Here is an 18737-nt window from a genome sequence, read left to right on the forward strand (position 1 = left end):
TCCACCATGGTCGCGCGCACGTCGCTGTGGCTCGACCGGCTTGACGCGCGGGCCCCCGCCACCGATGGCGGCGCGGGGCCTTCCGACGAGCTGGCGGATCCGCATGACGTGGTGGTCGTCGGCGCGGGCCTGACGGGCCTGGCCACGGCGCTGCTGCTGGCCCGGGCGGGCTGGTCGGTGGTGGTGGTGGAGTCGCGCTGGGTGGGCGCGGGGACCACGGGCCGCTCGACGGCCAAGGTGAGCCTGTTGCAGGGCACGCGGTTGTCCTCGATCGCGCGGCGGCACCCGGAGCCGGTGCAGGAGTCGTACCTCGAGGGCAGCCGCGAGGGCATGGACTGGCTGCTGCGGTACTGCGACGAGCATCGGGTGCCGTATCAGCGGCGGCCCGCGGTGACGTATGCGACCACAGGGCCCGGGTTGGCCCGGGTCGACGAGGAGATGCGCGTGGCCGAGCGGCTCGGCCTGCCCGTCGAGTGGCGTGACGAGCTGGAGTTGCCGGCGGCGGTGGTCGGGGCCGTGGAGTTGCCCGATCAGGCGCAACTCGACCCGATGGACGTGCTCGCGGCGCTCGCGGACGACCTGGTGGCCCGTGGGGGGCGCATCGTCGACCGGGCCAGGGTGCTGAGCGCTCATCGCGAGCCCGCGGGGACGTATGTCGTGCGGACGACGCGTGGGGACACCCGCAGTGACACGGTGGTCCTCGCGACGGGCGCCCCGGTGCTCGATCGCGGGGGGTTCTTCGGCCGCCTGCAGGCCCGCCGGTCGTATGCGCTGGCGTGCCGGGCTCCTGGCGAGCTGCCGCCCGGGATGTACCTGTCGTCGGACGGCGACACCCGCTCGGTGCGCAGCACGCCGATGGTGGGGGCCGGCGGGTCGATGGCGGGCGTCGGCGAGTTGCTTCTGGTGGGCGGCGCCGGCCACGTGACCGGTCGCGGCGGCCCCACGGGAGCGCATCTGCGCCGGTTGACCCGGTGGACCGAGCGGCATTTCCCGGGCGCTGTGGTGACCCATGCGTGGTCGGCGCAGGACTACGCCTCGTCGGACGGGCTGCCGCTGGTGGGGCGCCTCGTCCCGACGAACGGGCGTGTGCTGTTCGCGAGCGGGTACGACAAGTGGGGGATGACGACGGCGGTGGCGGCGGCGCTGGTGATGGCCGCCGAGCTGCTGGGCGACCATCCTCCGCGCTGGGCCGCCGACTGGCGGCCGTGGCGGCCGCGTGAGCTGGTGATCGGCGCGGGGACCGCCACCCGGTGGAACGCGCAGGTGGGCATCCGGTTGGCCTCCGACTGGCTGCGCCCCTGGCCGGCGGTGGCGGAGCGGCCCACCCCGCCGGAGGGGCAGGGGCGCATCGAGCGGGCCCGGTTCCGGCACCCCGAGGCGGTGTGCACCGTCGGTGGGGTGACCCGGCGGGTCTCGGGGGTGTGCACGCACCTGGGCGGCATCGTCACGTGGAACGACGCGGAGCGGTCCTGGGACTGCCCGCTGCACGGCTCGCGTTTCGACGCGACCGGGGCGCCGTTGGAGGGCCCGGCCACGGCGCCGTTGGAGCCCACGGAGCCGGCCAAGCCCGCGCAGCGGCGGCAGGTGCCGGGCATGGACGCGCCGGCCCCCACGCCAGCCGACTAGGCGGCTGACCGGCCGGGGCGTCATCCTGCGCTGGCGGTCGAACCTCGCACTCAGAAGGTCCGCACGTGGCACGATCCAGCCCATGAGCCCTCCCGTGACCGATGTGCTCCCGGACGAGTACGTGCCCGCGCGCATCGACCCCGCCTGGCTGGCCGCCCTCACCGACGACACGTCATGGCGCGCCCCGTCGCACGCTGTCCCCACCCCGGCGCCGTTCCCGCGCCGGGAGACCGGGACGCTGGCCGATGCGGGGACCGCGCCCCTGTTCGACCTCGAGCACGCGACGACCGCATGGTTCTACAACATCAGGCACGAGCTCAGCGACGCCCACGTGAACCCCTCCGACATGACCCGCGAGCAGCACGACTGGTTCAGCATCGACCGCGAGGTCTTGTTCACCCGTGAGAAGCGCGCGATCGCGCACCGCGGCAACCTGCTGCGCCTGTGGCCCGCGCACTCGGACGTGACCGGCGAGTACGCCCTGGTCTGCGCTCCGACCGTGAGGGGCGAGTACCGCCTGTCGAACGTGGACGGGCTGCTGGTGAGCCTGAGCGCCACCGACCTGCCCACCGCGGTCCGCGACGCGATCGTGGCCTCCGCCCGCATGAACACCACCGTCCTGCTCGCCAGGACCATCGACCGGATGTACTCGTGAGCTGGCCGACGTACGACCCCACCCAGATGGAGTTCCCCGCCAGGACCTGGTGGGAGGGAAAGAGGATCCCAGCGCTCCGGAGCCAGGAGTTCGAGCAGTTCCCCGGCCAGGTCGACACCCCGATCCCTGCCGCGTTCCCCGTGCTCGACCTCCTCGGGGTCGCGACCCCGTCGGCGGCGCTGCTCGACGTGACACACACGCAGACGGCGATGTTCTACGCCAGCGGGGACTCGCTCAGTGACGCCGTCCTGGACGGCGAGCTGCGCGAGCAGGACCTCCTCGACCTTGAAGAAGCCCACCGCGCCGGGCCGGTGACCGCCTACGAGAAGCGTGCGGTCGTCGCCCGCGGCCGGGTCCAGCAGTACTGGCCGGCCGCGCGCGGGTCGGGTGCGCTGATCTTCTTCGTCCCGCCGACTGTGCACGGCGGCGACGCGTTGCGGTTCACAGTGCACTCGGATCCGCTGTGGGAGATCCCGGCCGCGGTCGTGCTCAGCGCACGGATGTGCACGCCCGTTCTTGTCGCGTCCCAGATCCTGGCGCCGCCGGCCACGTAGCCCGCAGGCCACGTCGTCGGGGTCACATCGTCGTGTCGGACAGCGCGCGCACCCGGTCGGCGATCTGGGCGGCCAGTGACTGCGCCGTGCCCGTGGCGTCGAGCGTGAACCCGGGCTCAGTGGGCAGCAGCGGCTCCAACGCGGCGAGCTGGGAGCCCAGCAGCGCGGGCGGCATGAAGTGGCCGACGCGCTGGCCCATCCGCTGGGCGAGCACGTCGGGCGTCACGTCCAGGTGGACGAACAGCACGGGCCCCCCGGCGCGGAGCACGTCGCGGTAGGCGACCTTGAGCGCGGAGCAGGTGAGCACGCTGGGGCGGCCCGCACGGGTCTGCTCGGCCAGCCAGTCACGCAGGGTCGCGAGCCAGGGGGCGCGGTCCTGGTCGGTGAGCGGCTCGCCCGCGGCCATCTTGGCCACGTTGGCCGCAGGGTGCTGGTCGTCGGCCTCCAGGAACTGCCGGTGCAGGCGCTCCGCGACGAGCTGGGCGACGGTGGTCTTCCCGGAGCCCGAGACTCCCATGACCACCACGTGCTGCACGTCCGACATCGACCCTCAAGCTCTCCTCGGTGCGGTCCGCGTCAGCGGCCTGGGGCTCGCCGCCCACGGCAGCGATCGTACCGAGCCGTGATCGCGCCGAGCCTCAGGCGGCGGTCAGGGCCGCGGCACGTTGCGCAGGTTCGAGCGGGCCATCGCCATGACCTCGCCCATGCCGCCGCCCAGGATCTCCTTGCTCATGGCCGCGGTGAACCCGGCGACCTGCTGGCGCGTGATCTTCGGCGGCAGGGACAGCGCGTGCGGGTCGGTCACCAGGTCGACGAGCGCGGGCCCGTCGTGCGCGAGCGCCTCACGCAGCGCGCCGCGGACGCGGCCGGGGTCCTCGACGCGCTCGGCGTGGATGCCCAGCGACCGGGCGACGCCCGCGTAGTCGACGGCCGGGGAGTCGGTGCCGAACGACGGCAGGCCGTCCACCAACATCTCGAGCCGGACCATGCCCAGGGTCGCGTTGTCGAACAGCACGACCTTCACCGGCAGGTTGTACTGCACCAGCGTGATGAGCTCGCCGAGCAGCATCGACAGTCCGCCGTCGCCGGCGAGCGCGATGACCGGGCGGGCGGGGCGGCCCTGGTCCCGGTCGGCGTGCGCGGCGCCGATGGCGTGCGGCACGGCGTTGGCCATCGAGCCGTGCAGGAACGAGCCGATGACCCGGCGCTGAGGGCTGGGCGTGAGGTAGCGCGCGGCCCACACGTTGCACATGCCTGTGTCGACGGTGAACACCGCGTCCTCGGGGGCCTCCTCGTCGAGCATCACGGCAGCGAACTCGGGGTGGATGGGGGTGTGGTGCTCCACGTCCTTGGTGTACGCGCCGACCACCCCGGTCATGGCCCGCTCGTGCTTGCGCAGCATCTGGTCGAGGAACCGGTGCGAGCGCTTGCGTTGCACGCGGGGCAGCAGCGCCCGGACGGTCTCCCCGACGTCGCCCACCACCGCGACGTCCTTGCGGGTGCGCCGCCCCAGCCGGGTGGGCTCGATGTCCACCTGCGCGGTCACCACGTCGGCCGGCAGGAACTGGTCGTAGGGGAAGTCGGTGCCGAGCATGAGGACGAGGTCCGCGCCGTCGAGCGCCGCCTGACATGCGCCGTATCCGAGCAGCCCCGTCATGCCCACGTCGAACGGGTTGTCGTACTGGATCCACTCCTTGCCGCGCAGCGTGTGCCCGATGGGCGCGTGCAACCGCTCGGCAAGCGCGATCACGTCGTCATGCGCGCCCCGGACCCCCGCGCCCGCGAAGATCGTCACCTTCTTGGCGTCGTCGATGGCCGCCGCGAGCCGTTCGAGCGCGTCCTCATGCGGCACGACGCGCGGCGGCTCCGGGGGAGTCAGCACGTCCGGGACGATCGCGGGAGCCTCGAGCTCGGCGACGTCGCCGGGCAGCGTCAGCACCGCGACGCCCGGGGCGCCGTACGCGTGGTGGATCGCCGAGCGGATCACCCGGGGCGCCTGGGCGGCTGTCGAGATCATCTCGGAGAACACCGAGCACTCCGTGAACAGCCGGTCCGGGTGGGTCTCCTGGAAGAAGCCGGTGCCGATCTGCGGGCTGGGGATGTGCGAGGCGATCGCCAGCACGGGCACCCGTGAGCGGTTCGCGTCGTACAGGCCGTTGATCAGGTGCAGGTTGCCCGGACCGCACGATCCCGCGCACACCGCCAGACGTCCGGTGAGCTCGGCCTCCGCGGCAGCAGCGAACGCCGCCGACTCCTCATGCCGCACCTGCACCCAGGCGATGTCGGCGCCGTCCTTCGCCGCGCGGCGGATCGCGTCGACGATGGGGTTGAGGCTGTCGCCGACGATGCCGTACACATGCCGCGCCCCGGCGGCGATGATCTGGGCGACGAGCTGCTCGGCGACGTTCTGGTGTGCCATGAGGGACCTCCACGGGGGTGCTGGCCGGGGTGCTGGCCGCTCTCATCGTGGTCCGGCAATCTGCAAGCCGCACCCGGGCCGACGTGCGATGTCGAGCACACCGCCGCCGTGGCGCGGCGCGGGCCTCGCCGCTCTTCGCCGGTCAGCCCAGCGCGTCGAGCGCCGCGTGCAGGTTCGCCCAGGCCTTCGCGCGGTGCCCCACGAGCCAGTCGCCGGTGTAGCCGCGCGGGCCGATCTCGACGGTCAGCACGAGGCTCATGTACATCCGGTAGAGCCACAGGCGGGCGTCCCCGGACGGCGTGCCCAGCGCGAGCGATCCGCCGGCGGAGGCGTAGCCCTCGAGCAGCGCGTCCGGGACGGGCCCCAGTCCCATCTGGTCGGCGCCCGCGAACTCCAGCAGCGGGTCGCCCCACACCGCGCGCTCGGTGTCGATGACCCCGATGAGCGCGCCCGTCGCGGGCTCGACGAACAGGTTCCCCGGCCACAGGTCGGTGTGGACCAGCGCGGGGTCGCGCACCTCGGCGAGCGCGGCCGCGTGCCGGGCCAGCGCCGTGCGGACCCTCGCGGCGGGGACCTCGGCGCCCCAGGCCTCGGCGTCGTCGAGCAGCGCGCCTGCCATCGCCCCGAACGCGTCGGGCCACGTCGCCGCGTGCAGGCCCGTCGCGTCGTTCGGGTAGCCGAACCGGTCGCCGCGCACGGTGTGCAGGCGAGCCATGAACGCGCCCAGCTCGTGATGCGCCCGCTGGCTCGTCGCGTCGTCGACCTCGCCCAGGTCGGCCAGGGGCGTCCCGTCCAGGTGCGTGACCACCAGCACGTCGCTGGGCAGCACGCTGCGGCTCAGGTCCGTGAGCAGCACGCGCGGCATGAGCAGGTCGGGCCGGTTGGCGGCGAGGCCGTACACGAGCGCCTCGGTGCGCAGCAGGTCGTGCTCGTAGCGCAGCAGCCGGTCCGTGGCGGTGGGGGCGGTCTTCACGACCACGCGCGTGCCGTCGGCGAGGGTCGCGCGGTACGTGGTGGCGAACATGCCGCCGGTGAGGAGCTCGGCGCGGTCGAGGGGCCCGAGGGGGGCAAGCACCGTCGCGAGGGCGTGCAGCGTGGACGCGTCGAGCGGGGCCGGGGCGTGGTCGAGCACGCCGGAAGGCTAGCGCCCGGGGTGGCCCTGCTCGGGCGATTCGGCCGTGCCGTCTGTGTCGCTGGCGCCGGTCGAGTCGTCTGCGGCGAGCGCGACGGCTGAGTGCTCCGCCGCCGCGACCTCGGTGGCGGTGACAGCCGCTCCGGCGGTGGGGCTCACCGGCTCGGGCTCCACCTCGGCGTCCTCGACCTCATGCGCCAGGACGTCCGCGGTGCCCTTGCGCAGCACGCGGGTCGACCCCGCGGCCGCGAGCACCGCGAGCCCCGCAGCCCCGACCACCACGGCGAACCCGCCATGCGAGCCGCGGGCGTCGATGGCCATCCCCGCCACGGAGGCCCCGACGGAGACGCCCACACCGAGCGCGGTGCCGACCCAGGTCAGCCCCTCGGTGAGGCGCTCGCGGGCCACGAAGTGCTGCACCAGGCCGTTGCCGTTGATGATCGTGGGGGAGATCGCGAACCCGGCGACGAACATCACGATGGCGAGCATCGCCATCGACTGGACCATCACGAACAGTGCCGCGCCGACGGCCAGCACCAGGGTGCCGATCACGAACCGCTTCCACAGCGCCATGACCCAGTGCCGCAGGCCGTACAGCAGCCCGGAGATCAGCGAGCCGAGCGCGAACACGGCGAGCACGACACCCGCCAGGTCGGGGCGCCCGTGCTCGTCGGCGAAGGCCACCGTCGCGACGTCGGTGCCGCCGAAGATCGCGCCGATGGCGACGAAGACGATCGCCAGGACGACCATGCCGCCGGAGCGGAGCACCGACCCCTGCCGGGGCGCGTCCACCTCCCGCACCGTCGGCGCCGGCTGGGTGGCCCGCTGGCTGAGGAACCAGAACCCGCCGCAGACCATCCCGAGCACCGCGACCAGCAGGCCGGCGGCGGGGGACACGTTGGCCGCGAGGATCGTCGCCAGCACGGGCCCCACCACGAACACCAGCTCGTCGAGCGCCGACTCCAGCGAGTACGCGGTGTGCACGTCCCGGGAGGACGTGAGCATGTTGGACCAGCGGGCGCGCACCAGGGCGCCGAAGGAGCCGATCGTGGCGCCGGTGAGGGCCGCCGTCGCGTACAGCCACGGGGTGGGGGCGTGGGACATCGCGGCTGTGACGATGCCGATCAGGCCGAGCGAGGCGACGGTGATCGCGGGTCGCATGACGCGGGCCTGGCCGTGACGGTCGACGAGGCGGGCGAGCTGCGGGGAGCAGATCGCCTGGGCGAGGACGTAGACCGCGGACACGCGACCGGCCAGGCCGTACGAGTGGTACAGCGCCTCGACCATGAGGACGATCCCGATGCCCGCCATGGACATGGGCAGGCGTGCGATCACGCCTGAGGCGGAGAAGGCCAGTGCGCCGGGCCGCGCGAGGATCGTGCGGTACGGGCTGAACACCCGCTGATTCTCTCATCGCGCACTGACGCCCCCGCACCAGGGAACCGGGTGCGGGGGTATGTCTGATGTGCGGCTATGCGCCGGGTGGGACCGGCCCGAGTGGGTCAGGCGAGCGCGTCGTTCACCACGGACCGCGCCTGCTCCTGCACCTCCGTCAGGTGCTCGGGGCTGATGAAGGACTCGGCGTAGATCTTGTACACGTTCTCGGTGCCCGAGGGGCGGGCTGCGAACCACGCGTCCTCGGTGGTGACCTTGAGCCCGCCGATGGCCGCGCCGTTGCCGGGCGCGGTGGTCAGCTTCGAGGTGATCTCCTGGCCGGCCAGGGTCGTCGCGGTGACCTGCTCGGGTGAGAGCTTCGCGAGCCGGGCCTTCTGCTCCAGGGTCGCCGGGGCGTCCACCCGGGCGTACCAGGACTCCCCGTACCGCTGCACCAGGTCGGCGTGGTGCTGGGAGGGGGAGCGGCCGGTGATGGCCAGCATCTCGGAGGCGAGCAGCGCCAGGATGATCCCGTCCTTGTCGGTGGTCCACACCCGGCCGTCACGGCGCAGGAACGACGCGCCCGCGGACTCCTCGCCGCCGAAGCCGACGGACCCGTCGAGCAGCCCGGGCACGAACCACTTGAAGCCGACCGGCACCTCGAGCAGCCTCCGGTCGAGCCCCGCGGCGACCCGGTCGATCAAGGACGAGGACACGAGGGTCTTGCCGATGGCCGCGTCGCCGGGCCAGCCGGGGCGGGCGCCGGAGTACAGGTACTCGATGGCCACCGCGAGGTAGTGGTTCGGGTTCATCAGCCCCGCGTCGGGCGTCACGATGCCGTGCCGGTCGGAGTCCGCGTCGTTGCCGGTGGCGATGTCATAGGGCGCCCCGTCGGCCATCGTGCGCACCAGGGAGGCCATCGCGGAAGGCGAGGAGCAGTCCATCCGGATCTTGCCGTCCCAGTCGAGCGTCATGAACGCCCACCGCGGGTCCACTGTCGGATTCACCACCGTCAGGTCCAGCCCGTACCGCTCGCCGATGGCGCCCCAGTACTCGACGGACGCCCCGCCCAGCGGGTCCGCGCCGATCCGCACCCCGGCGTCACGGATCGCGTCGAGGTCGATGACGTTGACCAGGTCGTCGATGTACGCCTCGAGGAAGTCGTGCTTGTGGGTGGTCGGCGCGGCGAGGGCCGCCGCGAGGGGCAGCCGCCGCACCTGCCCGACGCCGGACCTCAGCAACTCGTTGGCGCGCGCGGCGATCCAGGCCGTGGCGTCCGAGCCCGCGGGGCCGCCACTGGGCGGGTTGTACTTGAAGCCGCCGTCGCGCGGCGGGTTGTGCGAGGGGGTCACCACGATGCCGTCGGCCAACCCCGGCCCCTCGACGCGCACGCCGTCGAGGCTGGTCGCGCCGTTGTGCAGCAGGATCGCGTGGGACACGGCGGGTGTGGGCGTGTACGAGTCGCGGGCGTCGACGAACAGCTCCACCCCGGCGGCCGCGAGCACCTCCACGGCCGTCTGCCAGGCGGGCAGCGACAGCGCATGCGTGTCCCGGCCGATGAACAGCGGGCCGTCGGTGCCCTGGCCGCGCCGGTACTCGACGATCGCGGCCGTCGTGGCGATGATGTGCGCCTCGTTGAACGCGCCGTCGAACGCGGAGCCGCGGTGCCCGCTGGTGCCGAACACCACCTGCTGGGCGGGATCGTCCAGATCAGGGCTGCGTTCGTAGTACGCGCTCACGAGCGCGTCCACGTCGATGAGGTCGGCAGGCTGGGCGAGGGTTCCGGCGCGCGGGTCCATGCAGCGATCCTGCCACCGCCAACGCCGCAGGTCACCCGCTCGCGAGAGGCTCACAGCGGCGCAGCGGGTAATCTCGTCGCCCATGGCCACTGGTTCAGTCGATTTCGTCCTGCGCCCCTTCGAGGGGCTCCCCGGTGAGCCCGACTGGGTCGCCCTCAAGGAGGTCGTGCCCGCCGCGACCGCTCCCTCCCGCACCACCGCCGAGTACGGCTCGCGCGAGGTGCTCCTCACCACCGTGCTGCCGATGGGCTGGCCGGCGCTGCACCGCGACGACGGCGTGGTGCTGCTCGCCCTCCAGTCGCAGGGCGGCTCCGGCGACGCGAGCCGCGACCTCGCGGCCGTGCTGCTCGCCGCGCTGGACGTCGAGCCCGGCACCGCCGTGGAGCCCGAGGGCCTGCCCGGCCCCGGCCCGCGCCTGCAGGACGTGCTGGACCTCAGCATCCCGTTCGAGGTGACGGTCGAGGACAGCTTCGGCTACTGGCTCGCGCCCGGCACCGAGCGCACCGCCGACCTGGCCGCCGCCATCGAGGAGGCCGACTCGGGCATCATCCCCACCGTCAAGCTGGGCTCCGTGGAGTCCGCGTACTGGTGCCGCATGGGCTCGCGCGAGTTCCTGCGCTGGGCGCAGCCGCATGACGAGCAGAAGGTGCTCGACGCCCTCGCGCGGCTGCACTCGCGCCGCGAGTCGGGCTTCGACGGCGCCAAGTTCGTCGGGTACTTCCGCTCCAGCGGCATCGTCGTCCCCGTGTGGGAGCTGGCGCGCGGCACCGAGGCCGAGGACATCGAGGGCGCCGTCGCCGAGTTCCTGCCCCGTTTCGAGGCGGCGCTGGCCGACGAGACGCCGCTCGACGCGAACGCCCGCCGGGCCCGCGCCGGGCTCGTCGCCCGCCAGGTCACCCTGCGCTGACCCCCGCTGACCCACCCGCGCTGCGGGGTCCCCACCGCGTTGACGGCGAGGACCCCGCAGGCTGGGTAGGCTGGCCTTCGTGATGCGCCAGGGCGGCAAGGCTGCCGAAGTCGAGACGAACGCGCAGGTCGCGCGCGTAGACGCCGCGCCCGAGCCCCACGACGTGGACGACGTCGCCGCCGACGGGCCGCCGCCGGACCAGGAGAAGCCCTCCAAGGCGCCCCGCCGCCGAGGCTCCCGGCGCACCTCCGCGTCCAGCGAGCCGCTCACCAGCCCCACCAAGAAGGTGCCGGGCGCCCGGTCGCGTCAGCGCGTCGCCGTGGTGATCCCCGCGAAGGACGAGTCCCGGCGCATCGCCGCCACCGTCCGCTCCGCCCGGGCCATCCCGCACGTCGACCTCGTGCTGGTCGTCGACGACGGCTCCGAGGACAACACCCAGCACGTGGCCCGCGAGGCCGGAGCCGTCGTGGTGCGCCACTCGCACAACCGTGGCAAGGCCGCCGCGATGGAGACGGGCGCCGCCGTCGTCGCGATGCGCGACGCCCCGGACCGCCTGCCGCGCCTGCTGCTGTTCATCGACGGTGACCTGGGGGAGACGGCGGTCAACACCGCGCCCCTGGTGCCGCCGGTGCTCGAGGGCACCGCCGACCTGTCCATCGCCCTGCTGCCGCCGCAGCCCGGCGCGGGCGGGCGCGGCATCGTCGTGGGCGCCGCGCGCCGCGCCATCGCCGCGATGACCGGCTGGACGCCCACCCAGCCGCTGTCGGGCATGCGCTGCCTCACCCGCGAGGCATTCGAGGCCGCCACCCCGCTCGCCCGGGGCTGGGGTGTCGAGACCGGCATGACCATCGACCTGCTGCGTCAGGGGTTCGTGGCCGTGGAGGTCCCCTGCGACCTGCGGCACCGGCCCTCCGGCGCGGACCTCAAGGGCCAACTGCACCGCGCGGCGCAGTACCGGGACGTGCAGCTCGCCGTGAACGCGCGCCGGGTCCGCCGCGCCGCGGGGGCGCTGCGGTCCACCGTCACTCCGGCGCGGGACCCGAAGGCGCAGGACCCGAAGGCGCAGAACCCGAGGACGCGGGACTCGAAGGACTGACGTCCGCCTGCCCGGCAGGGGCGCCGGGAGCGTGCCGCTGCGGCAGCAACAGCATCCAGTTCGCACAGGCTGCGATGAGCAGCGGCACGGTGATGGCGATGCCGATGGCGGGGATGACCACCCCGGAGTCGTTCACCGCGAAGCCGATGCCCAGCGTGACGGCCAGCGACACCAGCCCAGACCGCAGCATCGGCGCGTCAGTGCCCAGCCGGGTGAGCGGCGCGCCGGAGGACAGCCACCCGTAGGCGCCGCCGTCGGGAGCGCCCACGGCGGTGCGCAGCGGCCGGCCCAGCACCAGGATCACCACGACCAGGCCGCCGATGGCCAGCAGCGTCAGCTCGTTGCTGAACAGGATGTCCACGTTCTGCTTGAGCTTGCGGGCCACGACGGGCCACACCCCGCCGTCGAGCACCGTCTCGACGAACCGGCCCAGGTGCGTGCGCGAGTCGGCGGGGCGCAGCCAGTCGAGCAGCGCGAACACCGTGACCGTCAGCGCGCCGGCGGCCAGCACGCTGAGGGCGCGCCACCAGTTGAGGCGGATGCCCGCGGCGAGCAGCGCCAGCACCGCGAAGCCGGGCACCAGGGCGGGCGGGCCGCCGAAGTCCGCGCCGATGCTCGGCAGCCCGTCCAGCAGCGTCGCGGCGACACCGATGGCCGCCACGATCCCGGCGGCGGCGCCCCGGCGGCCCCGCGCGACCAGCGGGTTCGTCACGGCGACGGCCAGCAGCACCGACGCGGTGGCGAACAGCGCGAACGCCGTGTTGTTGAACCCGTAGAAGCGGCCCGCGATGAGCGATCGGGTGCCCATCAGCGACTCGAGCTGCAGGTTCGCGCCGGTGGCGATGTCGATGGCGATGACCACCGCGGTGATCCCCGCGACGACGCCCAGGGGCCCCAGCAGCCAGTTCCGCCAGCGCGGCAGCAGGGCGACGGCCGTGATGACGCCCACCCAGGTGACGATCAGCGCCGTCAGCGCGTAGGAGGGCGGGTCCACCCGCCACCACGGGCTCAGGTTCGCCAGGAACGTCGAGACGGGGATCGCGGCCACTGCCACGCCCGCCACGCGGAGCTGCTTGAGGACGAGCACCGGGTCGGTGCTGGCGGCCAGCGCGCGCCGGCCCTTGCGCGGCGCCCAGCGGTCCAGGGTGCGGCCCCACCAGTCGAGCACGCGGCCGTTGAGGCCGACGCTCACCAGCGCGTACAGGATCAGGTTGATCGCCACGAAGATCACGTAGAACGGCGAGACCAGTGGCGTGACGGCCAGCACGTGGTCGTTGTCATCGACGAGCTGCGCCACGCGCTTGCTGGCCAGTGCCGGGCCCGGTGTCGTGGTGATCACCGTGCCGACCAACGCGCCCGCGGGCACGTCACCGCGCAGGCCCAGCGCGCTGAGGATCGTGGGGGTCACGTCGGTGGTCTGCAGGTAGCCGGGCTGACGGGTGGAGCGCGCCGCGAGCAGCGCGTCCGCGTAGTCGCCGTCGCCGGTGGCCTGCGGGCCGGTCGCGGCGGCGAGTTGGAGCTGCGCGCGCCGGGACGAGTCGGCCAGCGACGTCACCAGCACAGTCGTGTCGGCGCGCGTGTCCGCGATACCGGCCAGCACGGCGCCCACGCGCGCGTCGATGATCTGCGCCTGCTCGCCGTGCGTCGGCTCGGTCACGGCGTCGGGGCCGATCAGCTCCGGGGTCTCGACGTCGCCCTCGGACGCCTCGTCGGTGGGCAGCGTCACCACCCGGTCCGTGGTGCTCTGGCCCGGGTCGCGGATGGAGCCCACGTCGACGACTACCAGCTGAGCGCCATCGTCCAGCGCGTCACGCACCGCCGTCTGCAGCGCTGATGTGGTCCACGGGCGGTTGAGGTGCTGCCCGACGGGCACGCCGTCCGTCTTGGCCAGGGCGATCGCCGCCCCGGGCCCGATGCCGACGGCCGCGGTGCCGGTCGCTGCGAGGGTGTCGCCGAGCAGGCCAGGCTTCGCCGCGTAGTCCTCCTCGGCGGCCGACTGCAGGTAGTCGTCCCAAGCGGGCACGGCCTGGTCGGGGAGCGGGTCGCGCAGGGTGCGGCAGGTGCGGTCCTCGGCGACGAGGTCCGCGGCGCGGGCGCCCGCCGAGACGGCCAGCCACCCGTCCGCGGGGCAGTTCGAGGAGTGGACGCTGCGGGCCGCGATGCTGCCCACGGCCCCCTCGCGGGACATCGTCCACAGCGCGGGGGTGGTGAGCGTGCCGATGTCGTCCCAGCGCAGGCCGGTGGTGCCGATGAGCACGACAGGCGCCCGGTCGCCCTCGACGGCTGCGGGGTTGGACGCGCTGGACGGGGCGGTGGCCGACGTGGGGAGAGTCGCCGCGGCAGGGCCGGCAAGGCCGAGAAGCAGCACGAGCGCGCCCACCACGGCCGCCATCGCGGTGGCGAGGGCGGGGCGGGGAGTCAGGGCGCGGAGAGGCGTCGGCACCGGGCCAGCCTACGGTCGCACTAGGCTCGTCCAGTCGTGCGCCAGCGCCAGAAGCCCTGGTCGGCCAGGCGGCGCACGGTATCCGCACGAGCCCCTCACCAGCCGTTCCCAACCCGCCGTCTGCGAACAGCCCACGGCATGAGCACCGACCGGAGGACGTCCATGTCCGTCCCGCGCTACGCGTACCTCGGCCCCGCCGGGACGTTCACCGAGGCCGCCCTGCGCCAGGTGGCCTCCCCGGACGAGTCCCAGTACCTGCCGCAGACGGATGTGGTCTCGGCGATCGAGGCTGTGCGCTCCGACCTGGCCGACTTCGCGGTGGTCGCGATCGAGAGCACCGCCGAGGGCGGCGTCACCGCGACCCTCGACGCGCTGGCCGTGGGCGAGCCGCTGGTGCTGCTGCGCGAGATGCTCGTGCCCGTCGGCTTCACCCTCGTCGCCGCGCCCGGCGTCCGGCTCGAGGACGTCCACCGCATCTCCGCGCACCCGCACGCGTGGGTGCAGTGCCGCCGGTGGCTCGCCGCCCACCTGCCGGGTGTCGCGCACGTGCCCGCCACGTCCAACACCGCCCCCGCGGCGCTCCTCGCCGAGCAGGTCGCCCAGGGCGGCGGCCCGGAGCTCGCCTTCGACGCCGCGCTGGTGCCGCCTCCGGCCGTCGCGCACTACGGGCTGCACGTCCTCGCCGAGCACGTCGAGGACAACGACAGGGCCGTCACCCGGTTCGTGCTCGTCGGCCGCCCGGGCCAGGTGCCCGACCCCACCGGCGCGGACAAGACGACCCTCGACGTCCACCTGCCCAGCAACGAGGCAGGCGCCCTGCTGGACATGCTCGAGCAGTTCGCCGCTCGGGGCGTGAACTTGTCCCGCATCGAGTCGCGCCCCATCGGCGACGCGCTCGGCAGGTACTCGTTCTCCATCGACGCCGAGGGGCACATCGCCGACGAGCGGATGGGCGAGGTGCTGGTCGGCCTGCACCGGGTGTGCCCGCATGTGCGGTTCCTCGGCTCCTACCCGCGGGCCGACGCCGTGCGGGCCGTGGTGCGGCGCGGCACCGCCGACGAGGATTTCGTCGCCGCGCGCGAGTGGCTGCGCTCGCTCCGCGCGGGGCGCACCCACTGACACTGCTCAGGCGGGGCTGACCCGCACCACGAGCGCGCCCTCGTCGACGCGGGTCTCCACGTCTCGCGCGCGCCCGATGATGTCGCCGTCGACCTGCACCTGCTCGCTGCTGGAGAACCGCGCGTGCACGGTGCGGCCGCGGGTGTGGTCGATCCGGCCGATCTTCGCGGGCAGCTCGGTGCGCACGCCCACGCCCTGCAGCACCACCTCGCCGAACAACTGCGCCCAGCCGGCCACGCCCCCGCGGGTGTCGATGGCGGCCACGTCGAGCCAGCCGTCGTCGATGAGCGCGTCCGGCAGCAGCGTGATCCCGCCCGGCAGCCGGCCGCAGTTGCCCACCAGCAGGCTCCGCAGCCGCAGCGTCTCCGGCGGGGCGTCGTCGATCCGCACCACGGCGCGCAGCCTGCGGCCGTGCAGGTGCCGCACCCCGGACACGAAGTAGGCGATCCAGCCGACCCGCGCCTTCAGGTCGTCGTCGGTGTCGGCGATCATCGCGGCGTCGAAGCCGACCCCGGCGATCACCAAAAAAATGTGGTCGCGGGAGGCCTGTTTGGTGGGCGTGGCCCGGACGGCGGCGGCCGTCACGTCGTCCTCCACCGATCCGTCGTTCAGCACACGCAGCCAGCCGACGTCGATCGGGCGGTCTGCGCCCTCGAGCGCGATCCGCAGCGCGGCCGTCGGGTCGCCGAGCGGCAGGTCCAGGTTGCGGGCCAGCAGGTTCCCGGTGCCGACGGGCACGATCCCCATCGCGACCCTCGTGCCGACCAGCGCCTCGGCGACGGCGCGCACGGTGCCGTCCCCGCCCACGGCGACCACCACGTCCGCGCCGCGCCGGACGGCGTCACGCGCCTGCCCGACGCCCGGGTCCTCGACGGTGGTCTCGAGCCACAGCGGGGTGGGGATGCCGAGCTCGGCCGACGCGCGCAGGATCTCGGCGCGGGCGTCGGCGACGGCGGGCTTGGACGGATTGGCGACGAACGCGACGAGCCGGGGCATGGCCGGCGCCTCCGGCTCGGGAGCCGCCGGCGCCTCGTCGGCCAGGGAGCCGCGCAACTCGCTGAACCGGCGCAGCACCAGAGCGGCGATCGTGAGGGCGCACCCGGCGAGCACCAGGGCTCCGAGCGCCACCCACGCCTCCCATGTCATGCCGACAACCTAGTGCCGCCTGCGCGGGAGCCGCAGTGCGGCGCCGTGCGCGGCCAGCGCCTCCGCGGGCCGCCTGCCCGCCGCGCGCGGCTGGCTGAGCCGGGGGCTGGCAGGGTCGATAGGCTCGTGCTCGTGATCGACCTGCGACTCGTCCGTGAGGACCCCGACCTCGTCCGTGCCAGCCAGCGTGCCCGTGGAGACGACCCCGGGCTCGTCGACCAGGTGCTCGACTCCGACGCCCGCCGCCGGTCGGCCCTGACGGACTTCGAGCGGCTGCGCGCCGAGCAGAAGGCGCTCGGCAAGCAGGTCGCCTCCGCGCAGGGCGAGGAGAAGGCAGCGCTGCTGACGCACGCCAAGCAGCTCGCCGAGCAGGTCAAGGCGCTGCAGGCCGACGCGGAGGCCGCCGACGCGGCCGCCGGGGAGCTCGCGCGCAGCATCGGGAACATCATCGAGGAGGGCGTCCCCGCCGGCGGCGAGGACGACTACGTGGTGCTGCGCCACGAGGGCACGCCCCGGGACTTCGCCGCGGAGGGCTTCACGCCGCGCGACCACCTCGAGCTGGGCGAGATGCTCGCCGCGATTGACACCGAGCGCGGCGCCAAGGTCTCCGGCGCCCGGTTCTATTACCTGACCGGCGTGGGCGCGCGCCTCGAGCTGGCGCTGCTGAACGCCGCCGTCGACCGCGCGCTGGCGCACGGCTTCACCCCGGTGATCACCCCGACGCTGGTCAAGCCCGAGGTCATGGCCGGCACCGGGTTCCTCGGCGCCCACGCGGACGAGATCTACCACCTCGAGGCCGACGACCTGTACCTGGTGGGCACCAGCGAGGTCGCGCTGGCCGGGTACCACTCGGGGGAGATCCTCGACCTGTCGAACGGCCCCCTGCGGTACGCCGGCTGGTCGGCCTGCTACCGCCGCGAGGCCGGGTCCTACGGCAAGGACACCCGCGGCATCATCCGCGTGCACCAGTTCCACAAGGTCGAGGCGTTCAGCTACACCACCGTCGAGGACGCCGCCGACGAGCACCGCCGCATCCTCGGCTGGGAAGAGGAGATGCTGGCCCTGGCCGGGCTCCCGTACCGGGTGATCGACACCGCCGCCGGGGACCTGGGCATGAGCGCGGCCCGCAAGTTCGACTGCGAGGCGTGGCTGCCCACCCAGGAGCGCTACCTCGAGCTCACGTCGACCTCGAACTGCACCACGTTCCAGGCGCGCCGCCTGGGCATCCGGGAGCGCACCGCCACGGGGGAGACGCGACCCGTCGCCACCCTCAACGGCACGCTCGCCACCACCCGCTGGATCGTGGCGATCCTGGAGAACCACCAGCTGCCCGATGGCTCGGTGCGCGTGCCCGAAGGCCTGCGCCCCTACCTCGGCGGCCTTGAGACCCTGGAGCCGGTGACCCGATGACCCAGCCACGCGCCGCAGACGGCATGCTCGTCGCGCTCGACATCGACGGCACGCTGATGTCCTTCGACGGGAGGATCTCCCCCGCGGTGCGTGAGGGGGTCACCGCGCTGGTCGAGGCGGGCGCCCACGTCGTGCTCGCCACCGGGCGCTCGGTGGTGGCGACCGTCCCGGTCGCCCATGACCTGGGGATCGACACCGGGTGGGCGATCACGTCCAACGGCGCCGTGACGGTGCGCCTCGACCCGTCGCTCGACGACGGCTACGAGCTCACCGAGACCATCACCTTCGACCCGGAGCCCGCGCTGCGGGTGCTCTCCCTGGAGCTGCCCGACGCGCTGTACGCCGTCGAGGACCTGGGCCGCGGGTTCCTGGTGAGCGCCCCGTTCCCCGACGGGGAGCTGGACGGCCACCACCGGGTCGTCTCCTTCGACGAGCTGTGCGCCGCGCCCTCCACCCGTGTGGTGATCCGCAGGCCGCAGAGCACGCCCGAGGAGTTCCACGAGCTCGTCGAGCGCGTCGGCCTGCACGAGGTGTCCTACGCCGTCGGCTGGTCGGCGTGGCTCGACCTGACGCCCGGCGGGGTGTCCAAGGGCAGCGCGCTCGAGGAGCTGCGCCGCGCGCTCGGGGTCGAGCCATTCGCCACGGTGGCGATGGGCGACGGCTCGAACGACCTGGAGATGCTGCGCTGGGCCGCCCGGGGCATCGCGATGGGCCACGCGCCCGAGTCGGTGCTGGCCGTCGCCGACGAGGTCACGGGCACCATCGACGACGACGGGGCCGCGGCTGTGCTGCGTGGGGTGCTCTCCGGCGTCGAGTGAGGACCGCTCGCCGACGTGCGCGGAGCGTTGGGGCGCGTCGGCCGATGTGACGTGATTGTGACCGCCAGAGGCCGTCGTGACCCGTCTGTGACTGCTCTGTCCTGATGTGACTCAATCGTGACCGTGCCAGGTGCCTTCTGGGGTTGCGCCCCGGTTCAGGCCGGGCTTCCATCAACGGAGGGCAAATGCCCGCCGACCAGGACTTTTCTGTCTTGGGGGGAGCGGAACCACGACGACGT

At 73.8% G+C, this 18737-nt stretch carries 15 protein-coding genes; 8 read left to right on the plus strand and 7 right to left on the minus strand.

All coding sequences use genetic code 11. The annotated features are described in order from the left end of the window. Positions 1-6: 6 nt before the first annotated feature. From QUV83_RS10985 to QUV83_RS10995, 3 genes are all read left to right on the plus strand, one after another. Positions 7-1626, plus strand: a complete 1620-nt coding sequence (locus tag QUV83_RS10985) for an FAD-dependent oxidoreductase (protein ID WP_289564564.1) — start codon at positions 7-9, stop codon at positions 1624-1626. Between the two features lie 82 nt (positions 1627-1708). Beyond that, the gene (locus tag QUV83_RS10990) at positions 1709-2281 is read left to right on the plus strand and encodes a hypothetical protein (RefSeq protein ID WP_289564565.1); all 573 of its coding nucleotides are present in this window, start codon (positions 1709-1711) and stop codon (positions 2279-2281) included. Beyond that, on the plus strand, positions 2278-2835 hold the full coding sequence (locus QUV83_RS10995; RefSeq protein WP_289564566.1) for a hypothetical protein: 558 nt from the start codon (positions 2278-2280) through the stop codon (positions 2833-2835). The genes QUV83_RS10990 and QUV83_RS10995 overlap by 4 nt, the downstream gene beginning before the upstream one ends. Positions 2836-2857: 22 nt before the next feature. Here the strand turns inward: QUV83_RS10995 and QUV83_RS11000 are convergent, their stop codons facing one another. From QUV83_RS11000 to pgm, 5 genes are all read right to left on the minus strand, one after another. Then, positions 2858-3379 (minus strand): gluconokinase, encoded by a 522-nt coding sequence (locus QUV83_RS11000; protein ID WP_066582909.1) that lies wholly within the window; start codon positions 3377-3379, stop codon positions 2858-2860. A gap of 105 nt (positions 3380-3484) precedes the next feature. Next, a complete protein-coding gene (locus QUV83_RS11005) occupies positions 3485-5254 on the minus strand; it encodes a pyruvate dehydrogenase (protein ID WP_289564567.1) in 1770 nt (589 codons plus the stop codon). Positions 5255-5396: 142 nt separating this feature from the next. Beyond that, positions 5397-6386: a phosphotransferase family protein gene (locus tag QUV83_RS11010; protein WP_289564568.1), complete on the minus strand. Its 990-nt coding sequence runs from the start codon at positions 6384-6386 to the stop codon at positions 5397-5399. A 9-nt stretch (positions 6387-6395) separates the two neighbouring features. Then, positions 6396-7784: an MFS transporter gene (locus tag QUV83_RS11015; protein ID WP_289564569.1), complete on the minus strand. Its 1389-nt coding sequence runs from the start codon at positions 7782-7784 to the stop codon at positions 6396-6398. A gap of 104 nt (positions 7785-7888) precedes the next feature. After that, a complete protein-coding gene (gene pgm / locus QUV83_RS11020; RefSeq protein ID WP_289564570.1) occupies positions 7889-9559 on the minus strand; it encodes a phosphoglucomutase (alpha-D-glucose-1,6-bisphosphate-dependent) in 1671 nt (556 codons plus the stop codon). 82 nt (positions 9560-9641) lie between these two features. On the opposite strand from pgm, the gene QUV83_RS11025 reads away from it, so the two are divergent. Together QUV83_RS11025 and QUV83_RS11030 are read left to right on the plus strand one after the other, a co-directional pair. Beyond that, a complete protein-coding gene (locus QUV83_RS11025; protein WP_289564571.1) occupies positions 9642-10466 on the plus strand; it encodes a DUF5926 family protein in 825 nt (274 codons plus the stop codon). A 79-nt stretch (positions 10467-10545) separates the two neighbouring features. Beyond that, a complete protein-coding gene (locus QUV83_RS11030; RefSeq protein WP_289564572.1) occupies positions 10546-11562 on the plus strand; it encodes a glycosyltransferase family 2 protein in 1017 nt (338 codons plus the stop codon). Here QUV83_RS11030 and QUV83_RS11035 read toward each other — a convergent pair. Then, positions 11489-14005: a hypothetical protein gene (locus QUV83_RS11035; protein WP_289564573.1), complete on the minus strand. Its 2517-nt coding sequence runs from the start codon at positions 14003-14005 to the stop codon at positions 11489-11491. The two genes, QUV83_RS11030 and QUV83_RS11035, sit on opposite strands and share 74 nt — an antisense overlap. A 138-nt stretch (positions 14006-14143) precedes the next feature. On the opposite strand from QUV83_RS11035, the gene pheA reads away from it, so the two are divergent. Beyond that, the gene (pheA, locus tag QUV83_RS11040) at positions 14144-15124 is read left to right on the plus strand and encodes a prephenate dehydratase (protein WP_289564574.1); all 981 of its coding nucleotides are present in this window, start codon (positions 14144-14146) and stop codon (positions 15122-15124) included. A gap of 6 nt (positions 15125-15130) precedes the next feature. Here the strand turns inward: pheA and QUV83_RS11045 are convergent, their stop codons facing one another. Then, positions 15131-16270: a diacylglycerol/lipid kinase family protein gene (locus QUV83_RS11045; protein ID WP_289564575.1), complete on the minus strand. Its 1140-nt coding sequence runs from the start codon at positions 16268-16270 to the stop codon at positions 15131-15133. A gap of 132 nt (positions 16271-16402) precedes the next feature. Here QUV83_RS11045 and serS point away from each other — a divergent pair, with 132 nt between their 5' ends. Further along, the gene (gene serS, locus QUV83_RS11050; protein ID WP_289564576.1) at positions 16403-17680 is read left to right on the plus strand and encodes a serine--tRNA ligase; all 1278 of its coding nucleotides are present in this window, start codon (positions 16403-16405) and stop codon (positions 17678-17680) included. Further along, entirely contained in the window at positions 17677-18498 is an 822-nt protein-coding gene (locus QUV83_RS11055; protein ID WP_289564577.1) for an HAD family hydrolase, read from the plus strand. The genes serS and QUV83_RS11055 overlap by 4 nt, the downstream gene beginning before the upstream one ends. The last annotated feature ends 239 nt before the right edge of the window (positions 18499-18737 follow it).

This window comes from Cellulomonas cellasea, assembly GCF_030372105.1.
Lineage (GTDB): Bacteria > Actinomycetota > Actinomycetes > Actinomycetales > Cellulomonadaceae > Cellulomonas_A > Cellulomonas_A cellasea_A.

Excerpts from the sequence above, each read along its gene's own strand:
- QUV83_RS11055 (WP_289564577.1), top strand. The coding sequence starts at position 17,677 with ATGACCCAGCCACGCGCCGCAGACGGCATGCTCGTCGCGCTCGACATC.
- QUV83_RS11005 (WP_289564567.1), bottom strand. The coding sequence starts at position 5,254 with ATGGCACACCAGAACGTCGCCGAGCAGCTCGTCGCCCAGATCATCGCC.
- QUV83_RS11000 (WP_066582909.1), bottom strand. The coding sequence starts at position 3,379 with ATGTCGGACGTGCAGCACGTGGTGGTCATGGGAGTCTCGGGCTCCGGG.
- pgm (WP_289564570.1), bottom strand. The coding sequence starts at position 9,559 with ATGGACCCGCGCGCCGGAACCCTCGCCCAGCCTGCCGACCTCATCGAC.
- QUV83_RS10990 (WP_289564565.1), top strand. The coding sequence starts at position 1,709 with ATGAGCCCTCCCGTGACCGATGTGCTCCCGGACGAGTACGTGCCCGCG.
- QUV83_RS10985 (WP_289564564.1), top strand. The coding sequence starts at position 7 with ATGGTCGCGCGCACGTCGCTGTGGCTCGACCGGCTTGACGCGCGGGCC.
- QUV83_RS11045 (WP_289564575.1), bottom strand. The coding sequence starts at position 16,270 with ATGACATGGGAGGCGTGGGTGGCGCTCGGAGCCCTGGTGCTCGCCGGG.
- pheA (WP_289564574.1), top strand. The coding sequence starts at position 14,144 with ATGAGCACCGACCGGAGGACGTCCATGTCCGTCCCGCGCTACGCGTAC.
- QUV83_RS11025 (WP_289564571.1), top strand. The coding sequence starts at position 9,642 with ATGGCCACTGGTTCAGTCGATTTCGTCCTGCGCCCCTTCGAGGGGCTC.